The sequence below is a fragment of the Embleya sp. NPDC059237 genome (assembly GCF_042754105.1).
Lineage (GTDB): Bacteria > Actinomycetota > Actinomycetes > Streptomycetales > Streptomycetaceae > Embleya.
In genome coordinates this window covers 215552-233078 of the sequence record NZ_JBHZAE010000010.1, presented here as the reverse complement: position 1 = coordinate 233078, position 17527 = coordinate 215552, and the positions used below count along the sequence as shown (strand labels likewise).

At 73.6% G+C, this 17527-nt stretch carries 20 protein-coding genes and 1 pseudogene; 14 read left to right on the top strand and 7 right to left on the bottom strand.

The genetic code is table 11. The features are described from left to right. Positions 1-11: 11 nt before the first annotated feature. Positions 12-308, top strand: a complete 297-nt coding sequence (locus ACFXKZ_RS29550; RefSeq protein ID WP_380004109.1) for a hypothetical protein — start codon at positions 12-14, stop codon at positions 306-308. Between the two features lie 78 nt (positions 309-386). Here the strand turns inward: ACFXKZ_RS29550 and ACFXKZ_RS29545 are convergent, their stop codons facing one another. The 3 genes from ACFXKZ_RS29545 to ACFXKZ_RS29535 form a co-directional block, all read right to left on the bottom strand. Further along, entirely contained in the window at positions 387-1490 is a 1104-nt protein-coding gene (locus tag ACFXKZ_RS29545) for a serine hydrolase domain-containing protein (RefSeq protein WP_380004108.1), read from the bottom strand. Positions 1491-1697: 207 nt separating this feature from the next. Further along, a complete protein-coding gene (locus ACFXKZ_RS29540; RefSeq protein ID WP_380004107.1) occupies positions 1698-2504 on the bottom strand; it encodes a sigma-70 family RNA polymerase sigma factor in 807 nt (268 codons plus the stop codon). Between the two features lie 409 nt (positions 2505-2913). Beyond that, positions 2914-3741 carry a hypothetical protein gene (locus ACFXKZ_RS29535; protein ID WP_380004106.1) on the bottom strand — a complete coding sequence of 276 codons (828 nt, stop codon included), beginning with the start codon at positions 3739-3741 and terminating at the stop codon, positions 2914-2916. Positions 3742-3951: 210 nt separating this feature from the next. Here ACFXKZ_RS29535 and ACFXKZ_RS29530 point away from each other — a divergent pair, with 210 nt between their 5' ends. The 5 genes and pseudogenes from ACFXKZ_RS29530 to ACFXKZ_RS29510 all read left to right on the top strand — a co-directional run bounded on the left by ACFXKZ_RS29530 (position 3952) and on the right by ACFXKZ_RS29510 (position 8622). Then, positions 3952-4344, top strand: a complete 393-nt coding sequence (locus ACFXKZ_RS29530; RefSeq protein ID WP_380004105.1) for a hypothetical protein — start codon at positions 3952-3954, stop codon at positions 4342-4344. Continuing rightward, positions 4341-6623, top strand: coding sequence for a heavy metal translocating P-type ATPase (locus tag ACFXKZ_RS29525; protein ID WP_380004104.1), 2283 nt, complete (start codon positions 4341-4343; stop codon positions 6621-6623). Before ACFXKZ_RS29530 ends, ACFXKZ_RS29525 begins: the two co-directional genes overlap by 4 nt. Continuing rightward, the gene (locus tag ACFXKZ_RS29520) at positions 6620-7165 is read left to right on the top strand and encodes a copper chaperone PCu(A)C (protein WP_380004103.1); all 546 of its coding nucleotides are present in this window, start codon (positions 6620-6622) and stop codon (positions 7163-7165) included. The genes ACFXKZ_RS29525 and ACFXKZ_RS29520 overlap by 4 nt, the downstream gene beginning before the upstream one ends. A 49-nt stretch (positions 7166-7214) precedes the next feature. Beyond that, positions 7215-7553, top strand: a pseudogene (locus ACFXKZ_RS29515) (DUF4440 domain-containing protein); the annotation flags it as partial. Positions 7554-7752: 199 nt separating this feature from the next. Continuing rightward, positions 7753-8622 carry a pentapeptide repeat-containing protein gene (locus tag ACFXKZ_RS29510; protein WP_380004102.1) on the top strand — a complete coding sequence of 290 codons (870 nt, stop codon included), beginning with the start codon at positions 7753-7755 and terminating at the stop codon, positions 8620-8622. Positions 8623-8647: 25 nt separating this feature from the next. Here ACFXKZ_RS29510 and ACFXKZ_RS29505 read toward each other — a convergent pair whose 3' ends face one another. Together ACFXKZ_RS29505 and ACFXKZ_RS29500 are read right to left on the bottom strand one after the other, a co-directional pair. Then, positions 8648-9439 carry a hypothetical protein gene (locus ACFXKZ_RS29505; protein WP_380004101.1) on the bottom strand — a complete coding sequence of 264 codons (792 nt, stop codon included), beginning with the start codon at positions 9437-9439 and terminating at the stop codon, positions 8648-8650. 313 nt (positions 9440-9752) lie between these two features. Beyond that, complete coding sequence (locus tag ACFXKZ_RS29500; protein WP_380004408.1) at positions 9753-11135, bottom strand: PLP-dependent aminotransferase family protein; 1383 nt, start codon at positions 11133-11135, stop codon at positions 9753-9755. Positions 11136-11355: 220 nt separating this feature from the next. On the opposite strand from ACFXKZ_RS29500, the gene ACFXKZ_RS29495 reads away from it, so the two are divergent. The 3 genes from ACFXKZ_RS29495 (at position 11356) to ACFXKZ_RS29485 (ending at position 13704) form a co-directional block, all read left to right on the top strand. Further along, positions 11356-12108, top strand: a complete 753-nt coding sequence (locus ACFXKZ_RS29495) for a metallophosphoesterase (RefSeq protein WP_380004100.1) — start codon at positions 11356-11358, stop codon at positions 12106-12108. A gap of 50 nt (positions 12109-12158) precedes the next feature. Next, a complete protein-coding gene (locus tag ACFXKZ_RS29490) occupies positions 12159-12986 on the top strand; it encodes a PP2C family protein-serine/threonine phosphatase (RefSeq protein ID WP_380004099.1) in 828 nt (275 codons plus the stop codon). A gap of 97 nt (positions 12987-13083) precedes the next feature. Further along, on the top strand, positions 13084-13704 hold the full coding sequence (locus tag ACFXKZ_RS29485; protein ID WP_380004098.1) for a cyclodeaminase/cyclohydrolase family protein: 621 nt from the start codon (positions 13084-13086) through the stop codon (positions 13702-13704). Positions 13705-13749: 45 nt separating this feature from the next. Here ACFXKZ_RS29485 and ACFXKZ_RS29480 read toward each other — a convergent pair whose 3' ends face one another. Beyond that, entirely contained in the window at positions 13750-14124 is a 375-nt protein-coding gene (locus ACFXKZ_RS29480) for a hypothetical protein (RefSeq protein WP_380004097.1), read from the bottom strand. Between the two features lie 187 nt (positions 14125-14311). Between ACFXKZ_RS29480 and ACFXKZ_RS29475 the strand changes: the two genes are divergently transcribed. The 4 genes from ACFXKZ_RS29475 to ACFXKZ_RS29460 all read left to right on the top strand — a co-directional run bounded on the left by ACFXKZ_RS29475 (position 14312) and on the right by ACFXKZ_RS29460 (position 16253). Further along, positions 14312-14572 carry a DUF3099 domain-containing protein gene (locus ACFXKZ_RS29475; protein ID WP_380004096.1) on the top strand — a complete coding sequence of 87 codons (261 nt, stop codon included), beginning with the start codon at positions 14312-14314 and terminating at the stop codon, positions 14570-14572. A 127-nt stretch (positions 14573-14699) separates the two neighbouring features. Then, positions 14700-14987: a hypothetical protein gene (locus ACFXKZ_RS29470; protein ID WP_380004095.1), complete on the top strand. Its 288-nt coding sequence runs from the start codon at positions 14700-14702 to the stop codon at positions 14985-14987. A 113-nt stretch (positions 14988-15100) separates the two neighbouring features. Beyond that, positions 15101-15970, top strand: a complete 870-nt coding sequence (locus ACFXKZ_RS29465; RefSeq protein WP_380004094.1) for an NAD(P)H-binding protein — start codon at positions 15101-15103, stop codon at positions 15968-15970. Positions 15971-16055: 85 nt separating this feature from the next. Then, the gene (locus ACFXKZ_RS29460) at positions 16056-16253 is read left to right on the top strand and encodes a hypothetical protein (protein WP_380004093.1); all 198 of its coding nucleotides are present in this window, start codon (positions 16056-16058) and stop codon (positions 16251-16253) included. Positions 16254-16334: 81 nt separating this feature from the next. Here ACFXKZ_RS29460 and ACFXKZ_RS29455 read toward each other — a convergent pair whose 3' ends face one another. Beyond that, entirely contained in the window at positions 16335-16526 is a 192-nt protein-coding gene (locus ACFXKZ_RS29455) for a hypothetical protein (protein WP_380004092.1), read from the bottom strand. A 129-nt stretch (positions 16527-16655) separates the two neighbouring features. Between ACFXKZ_RS29455 and ACFXKZ_RS29450 the strand changes: the two genes are divergently transcribed. Beyond that, complete coding sequence (locus ACFXKZ_RS29450) at positions 16656-17516, top strand: hypothetical protein (RefSeq protein WP_380004091.1); 861 nt, start codon at positions 16656-16658, stop codon at positions 17514-17516. Positions 17517-17527 lie beyond the last annotated feature (11 nt).

The window sequence follows — 17527 nt, the reverse complement described above, 5'->3', positions numbered from 1 at the left end:
GAGTACGTTCCATGGCTCGTGTGCCTTCCGCCGCCGTTGCCGCCGCCGGGTTGATCGGCGGGTACGCGGTTGCCCGCTATACCAAGCGGCGACCGCTCGGCGGCGTGGTGTTGGCCGCGGCGGGTGCGGTGGCGGCCAAGGGGTGGCGGGAGCGGGCCGGTACGCCGACCGCCGCCGCGCTGACCGGTCTGTACACGGTCGCGTTCGGCGCCTCGCACCCGCTCGCGAAGAAGATCGGCGCCTGGCCCTCGGTATTCGCGGTGGCCGCGACGGTGGCCGCCGCGTCGTACGCACTCGCGGACCGCTAGCGGCAGCCACCCCCGGGCCGCGAGGTCGGCGCCGACCGGGCCGGGACCGGCGCCGGTCCCGGCCGCCTGCGCACGGCCTCACCCGGTGGCGGCCCTCGCGACCAGTTCGCCGATCTCCTCGACCGCGGCGGAGGGGCCGGGGAAGAACCGGTTCTTGGTCAGCGCGAAGGAGATGCCGGTCTCGGTGTCGGCGTACGCCGCGCTGCCTCCCATGCCGGGCATGCCGAAAACGCCGGGCGTCTGCTCCGGGGCGGCGCCCGGCCGGCCGAGGTTGTAGCCCAGCGCGCGCGGCACGGGGAAGCCGACCATCCGGTCGACGTCGGCCGTAGCCAGGGCCGAGATCTCGCGCAGTCGCGCGGCCGAGACCAGCCGCACACCGTCCACTTCGCCGAGCAGCGCGGCGTACATCCTGGCCACCGCGCGGGCGGACATCGTGCCGCCCGAGGGAATGTCCGACGTAAGCACGACGGGGTTGTTGCCGTACTCGGCGCTGGGGGTCACCGCGAGCGGCGTGGCCTTGAACATCGGCATGTCGGCGGGCAGCGCCGCCATCATCGCGGCGGAGCCGGGCGCGTCCTCGAGTCGGGCGAGCCGGCCCAGCTCGGACTCCGGGACGCCGAAGAACAGTTCGTCGGCGATGCCCAGCGGAGCCGCCACCTCCTGCCGCAGTACCTGCGAAATCGGCGCGCCGGCGGCCCGGCGCACGATCTCGCCCATCACGAAACCCCAGGTCATCGCGTGGTAGCCGGTTTTGGTCCCGGGCTCCCACCAGGGCTTTGAGCCGGCGATCAGGGCACACATCCCCTCCCAGTCGGCCAGGTCCCGCACGGTGAGATCGGCCGGCACCGCCGGGACGCCGACGGAGTGGGTCAGCGCATGGCGGATGGTCGCCTCGTCCTTGCCGTGGGCGCCGAACTCCGGCCAGAACTCGACGATCGGCGTGTCGTAGTCGAGGGCACCTCGATCCGCGAGGACGTGCACCACCGTCGCGGTCACCCCCTTGCCCGTGGAGGCGCTGTAGAACGGCATGTCCGAGGTGACCGGACGATCGCCGTCCGGATCGGCGACGCCCGCCACCGCGTCCACGACCAGTTCGCCGTGCCGGTAGACCGCGACCTGGATGCCCAGCTCGGCGCCCGACTCCACCAACCGGTCGATGGCCTGTTGCACAACCTTCTGCATGCTGTTCCCGCCCTCTCGATCCTTGCCAACGGTGTTTGGGGCCACCGTTCGCCCCGAGGTCGGAACCGACGACGCGGTCTCGACATCCGCGCGGCGCGAATCCGCGCCGGGGGCGGTGGACCGTCGCGCGCACGGGGCCGGGAAGTGCCGTCCGCCATCCGAGGGCACGCCACGATCACACGGCGTGCCCTCGGGTGGTGGGTCGGGTCAGCCGGCTTTGCGGTGTGGGGCGGGATGGGGTTCCGGGGAGTCGTAGCCGGCTTGGTCGGCCTCGCGCAGGAGCGCGATCAGGTCGCTTCGGGCTCTGGCGACGCGCGAGCGTACGGTGCCGATCGGGCAGCCGGCGATGACGGCCGCCTCGGCGTAGCCGAAGTCGAGCACCTGGGTCAGTACGAATGCCTCGCGTCGGGCCGGATGCAGCGCGCCGAAAAGGTCGTCGAGGGCCAGGCCCTCGTCGAAGCCGGGACGGGTGATGTCCTGGCGGTGCTCGGCGACTTCCACCCAGTCGTCGACGGCGGCGGTACGGGGCCGCGCGGCCGCCGCACGATACCGGTCGACGACGGTGCGTCGGGCGATGGACAACAACCAGGTCCGGACCGAGGACGCCCCCGTGAAACGCGGCAGCGCCGTCCAGGCTCGCAGGTACGTCTCCTGGGTGAGGTCGTCCGCGCTCTGCACATCGGTCAGGTAGGCGACGAAGCGCCACACGTCGCGATGCGTGCCGCGGACGAAGTCGTCCACGGCCTCCGGGTCACCGGCCGCACCGGCGAGGGCCCGCGCGGTCAGGTCGAGGTCGGGCGTGCAATCCCCCGAGCGACGGGAGTCGAGCGGGGTCACCGAGGCGGTGTGGTCGCTGCGGGAGGCTTCGCACGCGCGGGACGGGTCGGGCGTGGGGTGTGCGGTACGGCGCGCCGGGGGGCGGAGCAGCACGGTGGTCGCGAGGCCCGGCAGTGGGTGCTCGGGCCGGTGCTCGGGCCGGTGTTCCGGTCGGGTGACAGGGTGGAGAGCAGACATGGTCCACGTCCTCGTCATGCGGGCGGCGATCGATCGGCGCCGGGCGGATCGATGCCGAGCGGGTGCAGGGGCGCGCACCGGGAGCCGAGTGCGGCGGTGCCTGCGACTCGGACTCGACGACGGTGCGGTGGAACACCCGAGGACACACCGGGCCGGACGCGAACATTTCGGCGATGGCGTGAAGTACCGCACCGTGGCCGCGAGAACCGGGGAACGTTTCCCGGTCACGACACCGGTGTCACTCGGGTGATCGGTACGCCTGAATCCACCGACCGCGATGCGACGACGACCGAAGGCGCCGCCGCGCCCGGGGCATGCCCGGATCGGGCGAGGTCACCGCGCCGCAGGCACGACGGACCCGGCCGTCCCGCGCGGGCGTGCGTGGGCCGGAGCGGCACATCCGTGGACGTCAGGCGTACAGCGCCGCCGGCGGCCCTCGACCCGGTAGTGGCCGGGTGACCCACTTGGGGACGGCCCGTACCCGACGCCGGCTCGCCCTCGGCATCGCGGGGCGGCCGGTGGTGATCGGCGACGTCCAGGCGCCGACCAGCGCGAGCACCACGGTGCCCGCCATCGTGGCGAGCAGGCGCAGCAGTCGGAAGACCGCCTTCTCGCCGTGCCGCAACCACAGGCCGCATCCGAGCGCGGCGAGCACGTGTGCGGCGAACATCCCGGTACCGCCGTGTCCCAGAAGGGACATCAGCGCACCGTCGTGGTTCATCCCGCCCATCGCGGAACCGGATCCGGATCCCGAACCGGCACCGGCCATGTGGTGCCCACCGGAGCCGGTCGCGGGTCCGCCGAAGCCGGCCGCCGCCGGGGACTGTCGGGCCAGGTCCGGGTCGAGCCGCATCCGGGTCAGCAGTTCGGCCACCGAGTGGGTCGGCGCGTCACCGGGGCGGTCGTCGTTGCACAGCAGCACCTGGAGCCACTGGGATCGAAAGCGGGCCGCGCCGGTCGGCTCGGCGACCGGTTGTCGGGCCAGCGTGAACAATGTGTGCAAACCGGCCTGGGCGGCCAGTACGGCGGCCGTGATCGCGCCCAGTCCACGTTCGCGATCGGCCACGGCCCAGGCCAGTACACCGATCCCGACCCCGGCCCCGACCGGGGCGACCCAGTGCACCGGGGCGTCGGACATCAGTGTGTGCCCGAACAGCGCGAGCAACACACAGACCACCGCGAACATCGCGGCGCGAACGGCTCGAAGCACGGACCGGGCAGGCATGGTGAGCCTCATGTTCCCATCCGTGGGCGCCGATCGGACCCGGGGGTGGCCGCCCACTTCCCGAACTTCTCCCGAACCCCGCCGAAACCCGGACCGAACTCGACCCCGAATCCCGAGCGTCCACCGCAGTTCGCGCGAATCGTGTCGTCCGGGAACCAGGCATGATCGCCGGCCGACTACCGGGATGCCCTCGCCCGCCGACCGATCCCTGGAGCCCGATTCATGCCCGTGTTCGCCGGTGGACCCGACCCCCGGGATCGCCCCTGGCACCTGCGCCTGCGCCCGCCGTTCCGGCTGCGGACCGGCGGGGTCGCCGGAGATGCCGGAAATGCCGAAGTCGCCGGAATCACCCCGGATTCGCTGCCGCGCCCCACGCCGACGTCGCGTCGGGCCGGTTCGGCGCCCGGAACGGTGTTCGCCTTCCTCGGTCTGCTCCTGGTGTTGTTCGTCGTCGCGTTCACGATCGGCCGTCAGGCCGGCCCGGTGGCGCCCGACCTGCGCGAGCCGGGTCCGCCCGGGGCGCCGGTCAAGATGGGCGACGAGGGTGGCGGCCACGGCCGGATGGGCCTGGGCGAGCCCGACGGCCGCCTCCGCACCTCGGGCGTTGCCCTGTGACCACCTCCACCCGACCGATCACCACCGACGTGGCCGTCTCCGGCATGACCTGCGGCGCCTGCGTGAATCGGGTCGAGCGTCGGCTGGCCCGGCTCGACGGCGTCACCGCCACGGTCAACCTCGCCACCGGCCGGGCCCGCGTCGTACACCCCGCGTCCCTGCCGGTGATCGACCTCCTCGCGGCCATCACCGCCGCCGGCTACGAGGCGACCGTGGCCGGCCCGAACCCCGCCGGTGCCGCCGCGACCGGCCCGGCCGCCGAGGCGATCGACCCGGGTCGGCGCAACCTCCTGATCGTGGCCGCGCTGGCGCTGCCCGTACTGGCCTTGTCGATGGTGCCCGCGTGGCAGTTCACCAACTGGCAGTGGTTGTGCCTGACGCTGGCCGCGCCGGTGGCCACGTGGGGTGCCTGGCCGTTCCATCGTCGAGCCCTGCACGGACTGCGCTACGCGGGCGCGACCATGGACACGCTGGTCAGCCTCGGCGTGCTCGCCGCGTTCGGCTGGTCGCTGTGGGCCCTGTTCGGCGGCGGCGCCGGCGAGCCGGGGATGCGAATGCCGTTCACCCTGCTGCCGCCCGCCGCCGGCGACGAGGCGCACATGTACCTCGAAGTCGCCGTCGCCGTGCCGCTGTTCGTCCTGCTCGGCCGCCGGTTGGAGGACCGGGCCCGGACCCGGACCGGCTCCGCGCTGCGCGAGTTGGCCGCGCTCGTCCCGGACCGGGCGGCCGTCCTGCACCCGGGGCCCGGCGGGAAGACGGTCGAGGTGACCGTGCCGACCGCGTCCCTGACGGTCGGTCAGGTGTTCGTGGTCCGGCCCGGCGACCGGGTGCCCGCCGACGGCGTCGTGGTCGACGGCCGCTCCGCGCTCGACGTGTCCCACCTGACCGGGGAAAGCCGCCCGATGGAGGTCGGCCCCGAGGACCAGGTGCCCGGCGGCAGCGTCAACGAGGGCGGCCGGATCACCGCGCGGGCGACCGCCGTCGGTGCGGACACCCGCCTCGCCCGGATCACCGCCGCGGTGGAGGAGGCCCAGGCCGGCAAGACCGGCGCGCAGCGACTCGCCGACCGCATCGCGGGCGTGTTCGTCCCGTCCGTACTGGCCACCGCCGTGACCGTGCTCGGCTTCTGGCTCGGCGCCGGCGGCGACCCGCAGGCCGCGGCCGGCGCGACCATGGCCGTCCTGGTGGTGGCCTGCCCGTGCGCCCTCGGCCTGGCCACACCCACCGCGATCCTGGCCGCCACCGGGCGCGGCGCGCGGCTCGGCGTACTGATCCGCGAACCCGCCGCGCTGGAACGCCTGCGCCGTGTGGGCACCGTCGTGGTCGACAAGACCGGCACGCTGACCACCGGCGGCATGAGTCTGCTGCGCTGCATGGCCGCGCCCGACGTCGACCCGGGCGAACTGCTGGCCCGGGTGGGTGCGGTCGAGTCCGCGTCCGGGCACCCGATCGGCCGGGCCCTCACCCGCGCCGCCACCGAGCGCGCGGGCGCCCTGTCGCCGGTCGCCGATTTCGCCTCGGAGCCCGGAATCGGCGTCCGCGGCCTGGTGGACGGCTCGCGGGTGGCCGTCCTGCGCCCGGGCGTCGAGGACGTCACGGCGCTGCCCGCGGGCCTGCGCGCGGCGCTGTCCGAGGCGGACGCCGCCGGGGACACCGCGGTCGTCGCGACGGTCAACGGCGTGCCGGCGGGGGTGCTGGTGCTGGGCGACTCGGTACGCCCGGAGGCCGCCGCCGCGATCCGGGCGCTCGATCGGCTCGGCGTGACGGTGATCCTGGCCACGGGCGATCGTGCGGGGCCGGCCCGGGCGGTGGCCGACGCGGTCGGGATCGACGAGGTGCTGAGCGAGTTGGACCCGCACGACAAGGCCGAACTCGTCCGCGGCCTGCGGCAGGACCAGCCCGGACGGGCCGTCGCGGTGGTCGGCGACGGCATCAACGACACGATCGCGCTCGGCGAGGCGGACCTGGGCATCGGCATGGGCGGCGGCACGGCGGCGGCGATCGGCGTCGCCGACGTGACGCTGGTGCGTGACGACCTGGGCGCGCTGGCCGACGCGATCCGGCTCTCCCGGCGTACGACCGGGACGATCCGGGCCAACCTCGGCTGGGCGTTCGGCTACAACGTGGTGCTGATCCCGATCGCGGTGACCGGGCTGCTCAATCCCATGCTCGCCGCCGCCGCGATGTCGGTCAGTTCGCTCGCGGTGGTCACCAACAGCCTCCGGCTGACCCGATTCCGGGCCGGCCACCCCGACGACGCGAAGCGGGACCGGACATGAAACCCCCGACTGCACCGAAGCCCCCGGCCGTACCGAAGCCCCCGATCGCACCGAGGGCCCTGGCCGCGTCGAAGTCCGTCGCCGGCCCCGTCCTGGCCGCCGCCCTCGCGCTGACCCTGCTCACCGTTTGGACCGCGACCGGCCGCGCCGGTACCGCACCCAGGCTCTCCATCAGCGACGGTCGGGTACACCTGGCCACCAACGCCGACGCCACCTCCGCCTACTTCACCATCCGCAACACCGGCGACGCCAACGACGAACTCGTCTCCGTCAGCACCCCCATCACCACCGACGTCGGCTTCAGCTTCCACACCTACACGGGCTACGCCGGCCGCATGTGGATGACCAAGGCCCTGCCGATCCCGGCCAACGGCCTGCTCGGCATGACCGCGAGCGGCGCGAACATCATGCTCGGCACACCCCCGAAACTCACCCCCGGCCAAACCATCCCCTTCACCCTCCACTTCCGCCACAGCCACCCGATCCACACCACAGCCGTAGTGATCCGCCCAGGCACCTGGACCCCCGCCCGCACCTCCTGACCCGAGAAAATCGGTCGGTCATCCCCGATGAGATGGCCAAACTCGCCCAATGACCGACGAAGCCGAAGCCGAAGCCACAACCGCGACCCAAGCCCGAGCCGACCACGAATCCGCGATCCGAGCCGCCGTCACCGGCGAGCTGCGACTGCTCGATCCCGCCTTACGACGCTCCCGAAAAGCCGTGTCCGCACTGCTCGACCCCGACTTCGTGGAATTCGGACGCTCCGGACGCCGCTGCGACCGCGACAGCACCCTCGACGCCCTGGCCACCGAGGAGCCGATCCGAACGACCGTGTCCGCGGTGTCCGGTACCCTCCTGGCCCCGAACCTGGTCCACCTGACCTTCCGAACCGAGTCCACCGACCGGCACACCCTCCGCAGTTCCCTGTGGCGCCACTCCCCGGAGGGCCGGCGAATGTACTTCCACCAGGCCACGCCCACCTCCGCCGACACCCCCACTGGCGCGTGCCCCGCCGGCCGCGGCCGCGACACGGTCACCGAGGCCGATCGGGGACAATGGACGGATCGCCCCGAGCCGACCGCGCCCCCTCGCCCGCCTCCCCCACCCCGTCAGGAGTCCCCGCACCGTGCCCGAGCAGCGCGAACCCGCAGCACCCGGCCCCGACCCGGTCCTCGTCGACGCGCGTGCCCGGGCCCTGCGCGCCGACTGCGCGAACTGCTTCGCGCTGTGCTGCGTCGCGCCCGCCTTCGCCAAGTCCGCCGACTTCGCCATCGACAAGCCCGCCAGCCGCCCCTGCCCCAACCTGCGCACCGACGACTTCGGCTGCGGCGTACACACCCGCCTGCGCACGATCGGCTTCACGGGCTGCACCGTCTACGACTGCTTCGGCGCGGGCCAGAAGGTCGCCCAGGTCACCTACGCCGGCCAGGACTGGCGCCGGGCGCCGCACACCGCGCAGCAGATGTTCCGCGTCTTCCCGGTCATGCGTGACCTGCACGAACTGCTCCGCTACCTGAACGAGGCGCTGTCCCTGCCGGCCGCACACCCGGTACACGCCGACCTCGGCGCCGCCTACGACGAGACCGAGCAGCTGACCCTGGGCAGCCCCGCCGACCTGCTGCGGGTCGACATCATGGCGCTGCGGCAGCGGTACAACCCGCTGCTCCTGCGCGCGAGCGAACTGACCCGCGCGGCCGTCCCGGGCCGCAGGAAGGACCGCCGGGGCGCGGACCTGATCGGGGCCCGCCTGGGGGGCGCCGACCTGCGCGGCGCGAACCTGCGCGGGGCGTACCTGATCGGCGCGGACCTGCGCGGAGCCGACCTGCGCCTGGCCGACGTGATCGGCGCCGACTTCCGCGACGCGGACCTGCGCGACGCCGACCTGCGCGACGCCCTCTACCTGACCCAGTCCCAACTCGACGCCGCCAAGGGCAACCCCCGAACCAAACTGCCCGCCGCCTACACCCACCCCGCCCACTGGATGCAGACCCGGTGAAACACCCTCACCCGCCGGCGTGTGCTCAGAGGTAGGTCCTGCGGATCCGGTAGACGCCCGGCGCCACCCGGTTGGAGTGGGAGCGGGTCAGCGGGGCCAGGGTCTTTGGCCAGACGGTGGTGCGGGACCAGATGACGCCCGCCAGCAGGGGGAGGTCCAGGTGGTCGACGTGGGACAGGTCGGTGTCGGAGGCGTCGATGGGCTCGGCGCGGACCTCCTCCTCCAGGCACGTGGCGAGGCGAGCCGCGGAGCCCGCCGCCGCAAGGGCCGCCGCGGCCGGGATCGTTCGGCCCGGCGCGGCCGATTCGCAAAGGCGTTGCTGGGCGGCGTCCAGGGCTCGGGCGCTGTCGGCCAGTGCGGTGCCCAGGGCCTCGGCGAGTGCGCCCGGCCGCGAGGGGACGAGGGTCGGCAGCCGGGTGAGGCGGCTGCCCAGGCAGCGGGCCTGACCGGCGGCCAGCGACAGGGCGATCAACGCCTCCGTCCGGCGATGCCGGCCGTCGCCCCGGCACGACGACTCCAGCACCCGCAACGCCCGGCCCACGGCCGCCCGATGCCCGAGGACCCGCTCGCGGATGTCCCGGGTCCGCGCCCGCAGCACGATCGCGTTTCGCACCGGGCAGCGGTCCGGCGGTACAAGGGACTCCGCGTGCGCGCTCGGCCCGTGCTCGTACCGGTCGCACAGGGCCCGGCCCAACTCGTCGCCCAGGTGCGCCCAGGCCAGGCGTTCGGCGGCCGGGTCGGCATCCGGGTCCGCGGTCGACAACACGCGCAGATCGTGCTCGGTGAAGGCACGTCGTTGCTCGTCGGAAATGTTCATCGAGCCGCCTCCCGCTGTCGCAAGTCGAACCGCCACGCCGAACCGCCACGTCGAACCGCACGTCGAGCCAGAGGGCCGAACAGAAAGGGGCAGGAGGAAACGAACCGAAGCACGAGCCGGCGGAATCTCGGGGACGAGAAAGGCGCTTTATTAATAAAGCTGCACCTTGTCCGCGTGCTTCAAGGTATCAGCCGACCCCCGGTTTGCTCCATGGATGCGACACCCTCGGTTACCCCATGGATCTTCCGCGTCACCGTTTCCCGCCGGGCGCACGCATGGCGCACGTCGAGCGCACGTCGCGCACGCCCCCGGGTCACGGCGCCCGCAACACCTCCGCCAGCGCGTCCAGCGTGCCCGGCCAGGCGTGTCCGGGCGAGGCCGCGAACCCGACGAGGATGCCCTCCTCGGGAGCCGGTCCGTGCCACAACTCCCGTACGCCGCGCAGCGCCATCCCGCACGCCGCGGCGCGCGCGAGCACCAAGTCCTCGTCCGGGCCGCCCGGCGGCAGCGTCATCAGTACATGCAGCCCGGCCGGCACACCGCGGAACTTGGGCCCGGAAGCCGCCCATTCCGTGCCGAAGCGGCGCACGAGCAGCTCCCGTCGACGGCGATAGCTCAGCCGGGCCGCGCGCACGTGCCGCTCGTAGTCGTGCCGGTTCAGCAGATCAGCCAGCACCGACTGGCCCAGCCCCTGGGTGTGCCAGTCGGCCCGGTGCTTGGCCCGCACCACCGGTTCGACCAGGTGTGCGGGCAGGGCCAGCCAGGCCAGCCGCAGCCCCGGCCCCAACGTCTTGGACACCGACCCGCAATAGGCCACATGCTCCGGCGCCATGCCCTGCAACGCGCCGACGGGCTGCCGGTCGTAGCGGAACTCGCCGTCGTAGTCGTCCTCGACGATCAACGCGCCGTTCGCCCGCGCCCACGCGCACACCCGGTGTCGGCGTCCGGGGCGCAGCGGCACACCCGTCGGATACTGGTGCGCCGGCGTCAACACCACCGCGCCCAGCGCCGGATCGGCCAGCCGCTCGAAGCGCGCGCCCTCGGCGTCCACGGGCAGTGGCACCACCGCCGGCCCGGCGCGGCGGATCACGTCCCGATACACGTTGTGCCCGGGGTCCTCCATCCCCACCGCACGCACCCCGGCCTCGGCCAGGACGCTCGCGAGCAGCCCGATCGACTGGTAGAAGCCCGTGGTGATCACGATGCGATCGGGCGTGGTGAGCACGCCTCGGGTACGGCCGAGGTGTTCGGCCAGCGCGGTGCGCAGTTCGAGGCGGCCCTGCGGATCGCCGACGCCGTGCACCGCGAGCGGCGCGGCGGTGGTGAGCACCCGGCGGGTGGCGCGCAACCACGCGGCGGTCGGGAAGGCCGATACGTCCGGCAGGCCGGGGCGCAGGTCGAACCGGGGCGCGCCGGCCTCCGGCGCGCCGTGTGAGGCCTCCGGTCCGGCCGGCCCGGGCAGGTCGGCGACCCGGGTGGCGGCTCCCTGACGGGCGATCAGGAACCCTTCGGCGATCAGCTGGTCGTAGGCCGCGGTGACCGTCCCGCGCGCGAAGCCAAGGTCGGCGGCGAGCCCGCGCGTGGACGGCAGCGCGGCACCGGGCGCCAGTCGCCCGCCGCGGATCGCCGCCCGCAGGGCCCGCTCCAGACCGACTCGGCGGCCCTCGGCGGTGTCCACGTCGACGTGCAGGTCGATCGCGGCGGCCACACCGCCCGTGCCGGGCCCACCGGCCGCCGCGCCCGCACCGGCCGCCTCACCCACAGCGTCCCCCGCGCCCACCGCACCCACGAAACTGGACCAATCCTTCGGCATTTCACTGGATCTTAACCCTGGTCCGGTGGCCCGCGTAGCGTCTACGTCATCACGACCGGTTACACCGGAACAACGTTTCCCCTCGCGCTCAAGGACCCGCCCGATGATCGTGTTCGCGCATCTCAGTGACACCCACCTCGACGGCAGCCGGCGGGCCGCCAAGCGCACCCGCGCAACGATGGAGCACCTGAACACGCTCCCCTTCGACCTGGACGCGGTCCTGGTCACCGGCGACATCGTGGACCACGGCCTGCCGGCCGAATACGACGAGGCCCGCGCGGTGTTGGCGTCCCGACACCCGCTGCTGATCCTGCCCGGCAACCACGACGTACGCGGACCCTTCCGGAAGGGGCTGCTCGACGAGCCCGCCGACGACGCCCCGATCAACCGGGTGCATCGCACGGAGCGCGCGGTGTACGCGCTGTGCGACTCGTCGATCCCGGGCCGCGACGACGGCCTGATCGCCGACGAGACGCTGACCTGGTTGACCGGGGTGCTGGACGAAACCCCGTCCTCCGTACCGGTGTTCGTGGCCTTCCACCACCCGCCGGTGGAGTTGGGCATCCCGACCCTCGACGCGATCCGCCAGTTCGGTGCGGATCGCCTCGCCGCCGTGGTCGCCGACCGGCCCAACGTGGCCGGGCTGCTGTGCGGGCATGCGCACACGCCCGCGGCCACCACGTTCGCCGGCAAGCCGTTGATCGTCGCCCCGGGCGTGGTCTCCACCGTCAACCTGCCGTGGGAGCGCGTCGACGAGGACGCGCCGTTCGTCGACGTGGACATCCCGCCCGCGCTCGCGTTCCACGTCCTGGACGACGCCGGCCGGCTCACCACACATTTCCGCACCGTGGTCTGATCGCCCGATAGCGTGCCACGGTACGCCAATCGGAGCGAAGGGGGCCGCTCATGTTCGAACGACGCCGGCAGGACCCGGGGGCCGCGGGCGGGGTCGGTTTCACGGCGGGCCCGGTGCGGGTGCTCGCGGCGGCGGGCAGCGTGGTCGGCACCCGGTATCGGGCCAACTTCGACGTGTTCGGCCTGGACCCGGACCTGCGCCTGGCCGCCGTGGTCGACGGCATGGGCGACGGCCCCGGGAGCACGGCGGCCGGACGGATCACGATGACGGGGTTCACCGAGGCCGTCCGCCGCGCCGTGCACGGGGGCGGCGCGGCGGACCCGGCGGCGTTGCGAGCGGGCGTGGCCGCCGTCCAGGACCGGGTGCTGGCCGCGGCCCGCGACCTGGAGGGGGTCACCGGTTGCACGCTCGCCGCGCTGGTCGCCGACGCGGGCGCGGCGAGCGACCCCCAGGGCGCCGCGTGGCTGGTCCAGATCGGCGATTCGCGCGTGTATCGCCTGCGGGCCGGATACCTCGAGTTGCTGACGGTGGATCACACCGAGGCGTGGTTGGGCGCCGTCTACGGCTGGTACCCGGCCGACTCGCCGCAGGCCGCCGCCGCGCGCTATCGGCTGGGCCGCTATCTCGGGCACCCGGGTCGGCCCGAACCGGACGTGCTGAACGTGACGTTGCGGCCGGGCGACGTATACCTGCTGTGCACCGACGGCGTCGCCGAACAGGTGGACTACCGCACGCTCGGCCGACTGCTCGCCGCGTCGGGGGCGCCCGCGGGCATCGTCGACCGCCTGCTCACCGCGACCCTGGACGCGGGCGGCCACGACAATGCGACCGCGATCGTGCTCCGCGTGGAGGAGTCGGCGGCGGGGTCGACGCACTGACCGCGCGAGGGTCGCCGTCGGCACCGAACACGGCCCACATTCGTGCGAGGATTCCCGGACATGCGGTAGTCGCCCCCCGAGCAAAGGACGAACTCCCATGCGGGACGAGAAGATCGGCGAATACCTGGCCCGGCTCGCCGACCGGGTGCCGGCGCCCGGCGGCGGCGCGGCGGCCGCGCTGCACGTCGCGCAGGCCACCGCGCTGCTCGGGATGGTGGCCCGTTACACCACGGGCGAGCAGTACACCGAGCACGCCACGTCGATCGCCGAGGTGATCTCGCTGACCGACGAACTGCGGGCCATGGCACTGCGGTTGGCCGAGGCGGACGCGGCCGCGTTCACCGCGGTGACGGAGGCGTACAAGCTGCCCCGGGAGACCGCCAGGGAAGTCTCCGACCGGTCGGCGACCGTGGCCGTCGCGCTGGTCGGCGCGGCCAAGCCGCCGGCCGAGGTGATCGTCCTGGCCTCGGCGTGTGTCGAACTGGCCGAGAAACTGCTGCCGATCGCCAATCGGACGGTGATCACCGACGTGGCCGCGGCGGTCGAGGCGGCGCGGGCGGCGGCGACCACGTCCAGGGTGAACATCGAGGTCAACCTCAACAGCATCAGGGACGAGCAGGTCCGCGCCGAACTCGCCGCACAGACCGCCCGCGTGGACGACATCACCACCCGCGCCGACGAGGTCACCAAGGCGGTGCGGGCGGTGGTGACCGGCTGAGCCGGCGCGCGGGGCGGGGCCGGTTCCGGCGCCGCCCCGCGCACCTCACCACCTCGCGACGCGGCGTCCCTCGTGCTCGTGCCAGCGGCCCGGGAGGTCGATGATCTGGGCGCCGGCGGTGATGAACCGGTCCGCGATGGCACGGGCGCGCTCGGGGTCGAGCGAGAAGACCCACAGGCCGGGGATCAGGACGATCCGGACCGCGCCGGCCAGTACATGGGCCAGCAGTTGTTCGAGGGCGGGTCGTTCCTCGCGCGAGGAGACGCCGTTGTCCAGACACACCACCGGCCGACTCAGCCCGATGCCCTGCGCGTACGCCGTCAGCGCGTTGCGGTGGGCGGCCATCTCCCACGGGTCACGCGGGTAGCACCGCAGGTAGGCGACCGGCGCGCCGACGTGCGGAGGGGAGACGGTCGTCATGGCGACTGATTCCTTTCCGGCGATCGGCACGGACCCGCGGTCCCGCCTGAACGCAAGTGAACACCTTCCCCACCCCAGAGGTCTATACCAATATTGTCATTCGTGGGTAACTCCCGGGCATCGGCCCATCATGGCGGCCGTCACGGCGTCCCCGTCGTCTTGCCGCGACAAGTCGTACCGTGAAGGCATGAGCACCAACGACCCGGACGGCCCGGGTCCCGGGGGTGCCACCCCCAACGGGCCGGTCCCGTCCCAGCGCCGCCGCCGCAAGCGCTACTTCGTGATGATGGGCGTGTGCCTGGTGCTGTTCCTGCTCGCCGGCACCGTGGTCTACCGCTGGTCGTTCCCGGCCGCCGCCGGCATGACGATCGTCGCGATGGCGATCCCCCCGTTCGCCGTCATCGTGGCCAATCGCCGCGAGCGGGGCGACCGCTGGTGGGACGAGTGACGCGCCCCGTCGGTCACGGATCGGTTCCGACGCGGTGACAACCCGGAAGGCGACGAACCATCACCCCCTCCCGGTCCGTCCCTCCCGACGACCCGCGAACGCGCGGGGTGTGGGGGGAAGGGCGGACATGGCCGGCAACGCGGGCATACAGGCGGTACGACGGGGCGCGACGACGCTCCGGGACGACCCGCTCGACCGAACGATCCCCGGCGACCACACGATCCCGGGTGAGCGCATCGACCCGGGCGGGGTGCGCCGAGTCGGCCGGGCCGCCCGGCAGGGGCTGCTCCTGCTGCTCCTCGTCGTGGTCGCGGCGTGCCTCGCCGCCGTGTACCCGGACCAGGCGCAGCAGGCGTTCGACCGATCCCGCCCGGTCCTGGACCTGATGCTCGGCCCGCTCGGCGACGTGCGCTGAACCGGGCGCGCCCGATGGGCGTGGTTCGGCGGGAGAGCGGCAACCGCGCAGTAGGGTCGGTGGCCGAGCGGCCGGGCCGGGCCCGATCGCACGAGTCGGAAAGGGACGCAGTCATGGCACCAGTCATCGCGGTCACCGGAGCGAGCGGGCAGATCGGCGGCCGGGTCGCCCGGCGGCTCGCCGAGGCCGGCGCGACGCAACGATTGGTGGGACGTGATCCGTCCCGACTGCCCGAACTGAGCGGCGCGACCCCGGCGCCGCCGGCGACCTACGCCGACGGCGAGGCGATGCGCCGGGCGCTGGACGGCGCGAGCGTACTGTTCCTGGTCTCCGCCCGGGAGAGCGCCGATCGGGTCCGCGAGCACATCTCGGTCGTGGACGCCGCGGTCGCGGCCGGGGTCCACCGCATCGTCTACGTGTCCTTCCTGAGCGCCGCCCCCGACGCCACCTTCACCTTCGCCCGCGACCACTGGCACACCGAGCAGCACATCCGCGACTCGGGACTGCGGCACACCTTCCTGCGCGACAGCCTGTACCTGGCCGGGCTGCCCGCCATGGTCGGCCCCGACGGGATCATCCGCGGCCCGGCCGGCGACGGTCGGGTCTCGGCGGTGGCGCACGCGGACATCGCGGACGCCGCGGCGGCGGTCCTGCTCGGCGGCGACGCGCACGACGACCTCACCTACGACCTCACCGGCCCCGAGGCGATCACCCTGACCGAGGCCGCGGCGGTGCTCACCCGCTTCGCCGGCCGACCGATCGGCTACGTGGCCGAGACCCGCGACGAGGCGTACGCCTCACGCGCGCGCTACAACGCGCCGGCGTGGGAGATGGCCGGCTGGGTGAGCTCCTACGAGGCGATCGCGACCGGCGAGATGAGCAAGGTCTCCAACGCGGTACCGATGCTCACCGGCCGCCCGGCGCAGAACCTGGCCGGCTGGCTGACCACCCACCCGCAGTCCTGGAGCCACCTCAAGCCCTGAGCCCGCCCCGGCCGGCGCGTCGGGTCGCTCCCCCGACCGGCCGCGCCCGGGTGCGGGGCGCCGACAGGACGGGTCTGCTGGGGCTATGCACCCCAAACACCCGATCATCGAGCTGACCGAGCTACTGATGCGCGAGACCGATCTGCCCCAGGATCGCGCGAACGCTCTCGTACGCCGCATCTGGGACGCGGGCGTGGCCGAGGGCACCCGGCGGATGATGGACGACCTCGCCGCCGCCAACCGCGAGAGCGAGGAACTGCGCCGCGCCCTGGACGACGAGTGAGCCCGCCGCGTCCGAGGGCGTGGTGTCCCCGCTCGGGGCCGGACCGGGACACCACGCCCGCCCGTGACGCGGACGACGCGCCTACAGGGGCAGCGCGCCCGCGAGCTGGTTGACGTGGTTCAGGTTGTTGAGGCCGTCGGGATAAACCGAACTGGGCACCCCGGCGACCTGGCCGGTGTTCGGAGTGGGCTCCTGCGCCGAGGCGGCGGACGCGCCGAAGGTCACGACGAGGGCGGTGCCGGCCAGAGCGGCGGCGGTGATGCGCTTGATCATGTCCCACCCAACGAGGGCCCGCCCGCTTGGTCACCGCGCCGCGCACCGGCAGCCCCCGGTTCACCTGATCGGCGTCGGTAGCCCGTTCCCGAGGGGGAACCGGAGCACCGACACGGAGGAGGAGGGCCGATGCCGGCCACGCACACCACCCACCCGCAACTGGCCGGATGGTGGCAGGACACCATGATCCGCGAGGGCCGGCTGCCGATGGCGCTGGCGTTCGCGTCGCTGCTGCTCACCTTCCTGATCACGCGCACCATCACCCGGCTGATCCGGGCCGGGCGCGGCCCGTTCCACAACCTCGACAGCGGCGGGGTGCACATCCACCACGTGGTCCCGGGCATCGTGCTCGCCCTGATCGGCGGGTTCGTCGGCGTCGGGACCGGCGAATACCTGGTCGGCCGCGCGGTCGCGGGGGTGCTGCTCGGGATCGGCACGGGGCTGGTCCTGGACGAGTTCGGGATGATCGTGCACCTGGCCGACGTGTACTGGTCCGAGCAGGGCCGGATCTCGATCGAGGCCACCGTGCTGACGATCGCCGCGATCGGCCTGGCGGCGAGCGGATTCGTGCCCTTCGACGCGAAGCCCGAGGGCGGCAGCGTCGGCGATCGGGTGGCGTGGCTGATCGTGCTGCTCCTGGACATCGCCATGGCCGCGATCACCTTCGCCAAGGGCAAGGTCGGTACCGGCGTGATCGGCGTGTTCATCCCGATCGTCAACATCGTCGCGGCGATCCGGCTGGCCCGCCCCGGCTCGCCGTGGGCAACGCGGCGCTACCGCGACCACCCGCGAAAGTTGCGCCGCGCCCAGGCCCGGGCCGCGCGCCACGAGGCGCGCTGGGGCCCGATCCGCCGCCGCTTCGAGGACACCATCGCGGGCAGCCTGATCCCGACCCCGCCCGCCCCGACGCCGCCCCGAAAAGCCCGCCGGCGGGTCACGGTGACCGGCACCCGGCACACCTGGACCCGCCCGGCCGCCGACCCGAACTGACGCCCGGAGCG

What these genes read in the sequence shown, in the direction of transcription:
- ACFXKZ_RS29550 (WP_380004109.1), top strand. Translation starts at nt 12, where the DNA reads ATGGCTCGTGTGCCTTCCGCCGCCGTTGCCGCCGCCGGGTTGATCGGC.
- ACFXKZ_RS29545 (WP_380004108.1), bottom strand. Translation starts at nt 1,490, where the DNA reads ATGCAGAAGGTTGTGCAACAGGCCATCGACCGGTTGGTGGAGTCGGGC.
- ACFXKZ_RS29540 (WP_380004107.1), bottom strand. Translation starts at nt 2,504, where the DNA reads ATGTCTGCTCTCCACCCTGTCACCCGACCGGAACACCGGCCCGAGCAC.
- ACFXKZ_RS29535 (WP_380004106.1), bottom strand. Translation starts at nt 3,741, where the DNA reads ATGAGGCTCACCATGCCTGCCCGGTCCGTGCTTCGAGCCGTTCGCGCC.
- ACFXKZ_RS29530 (WP_380004105.1), top strand. Translation starts at nt 3,952, where the DNA reads ATGCCCGTGTTCGCCGGTGGACCCGACCCCCGGGATCGCCCCTGGCAC.
- ACFXKZ_RS29520 (WP_380004103.1), top strand. Translation starts at nt 6,620, where the DNA reads ATGAAACCCCCGACTGCACCGAAGCCCCCGGCCGTACCGAAGCCCCCG.
- ACFXKZ_RS29505 (WP_380004101.1), bottom strand. Translation starts at nt 9,439, where the DNA reads ATGAACATTTCCGACGAGCAACGACGTGCCTTCACCGAGCACGATCTG.
- ACFXKZ_RS29495 (WP_380004100.1), top strand. Translation starts at nt 11,356, where the DNA reads ATGATCGTGTTCGCGCATCTCAGTGACACCCACCTCGACGGCAGCCGG.
- ACFXKZ_RS29490 (WP_380004099.1), top strand. Translation starts at nt 12,159, where the DNA reads ATGTTCGAACGACGCCGGCAGGACCCGGGGGCCGCGGGCGGGGTCGGT.
- ACFXKZ_RS29485 (WP_380004098.1), top strand. Translation starts at nt 13,084, where the DNA reads ATGCGGGACGAGAAGATCGGCGAATACCTGGCCCGGCTCGCCGACCGG.
- ACFXKZ_RS29480 (WP_380004097.1), bottom strand. Translation starts at nt 14,124, where the DNA reads ATGACGACCGTCTCCCCTCCGCACGTCGGCGCGCCGGTCGCCTACCTG.
- ACFXKZ_RS29475 (WP_380004096.1), top strand. Translation starts at nt 14,312, where the DNA reads ATGAGCACCAACGACCCGGACGGCCCGGGTCCCGGGGGTGCCACCCCC.
- ACFXKZ_RS29470 (WP_380004095.1), top strand. Translation starts at nt 14,700, where the DNA reads ATGGCCGGCAACGCGGGCATACAGGCGGTACGACGGGGCGCGACGACG.
- ACFXKZ_RS29465 (WP_380004094.1), top strand. Translation starts at nt 15,101, where the DNA reads ATGGCACCAGTCATCGCGGTCACCGGAGCGAGCGGGCAGATCGGCGGC.
- ACFXKZ_RS29460 (WP_380004093.1), top strand. Translation starts at nt 16,056, where the DNA reads ATGCACCCCAAACACCCGATCATCGAGCTGACCGAGCTACTGATGCGC.
- ACFXKZ_RS29455 (WP_380004092.1), bottom strand. Translation starts at nt 16,526, where the DNA reads ATGATCAAGCGCATCACCGCCGCCGCTCTGGCCGGCACCGCCCTCGTC.
- ACFXKZ_RS29450 (WP_380004091.1), top strand. Translation starts at nt 16,656, where the DNA reads ATGCCGGCCACGCACACCACCCACCCGCAACTGGCCGGATGGTGGCAG.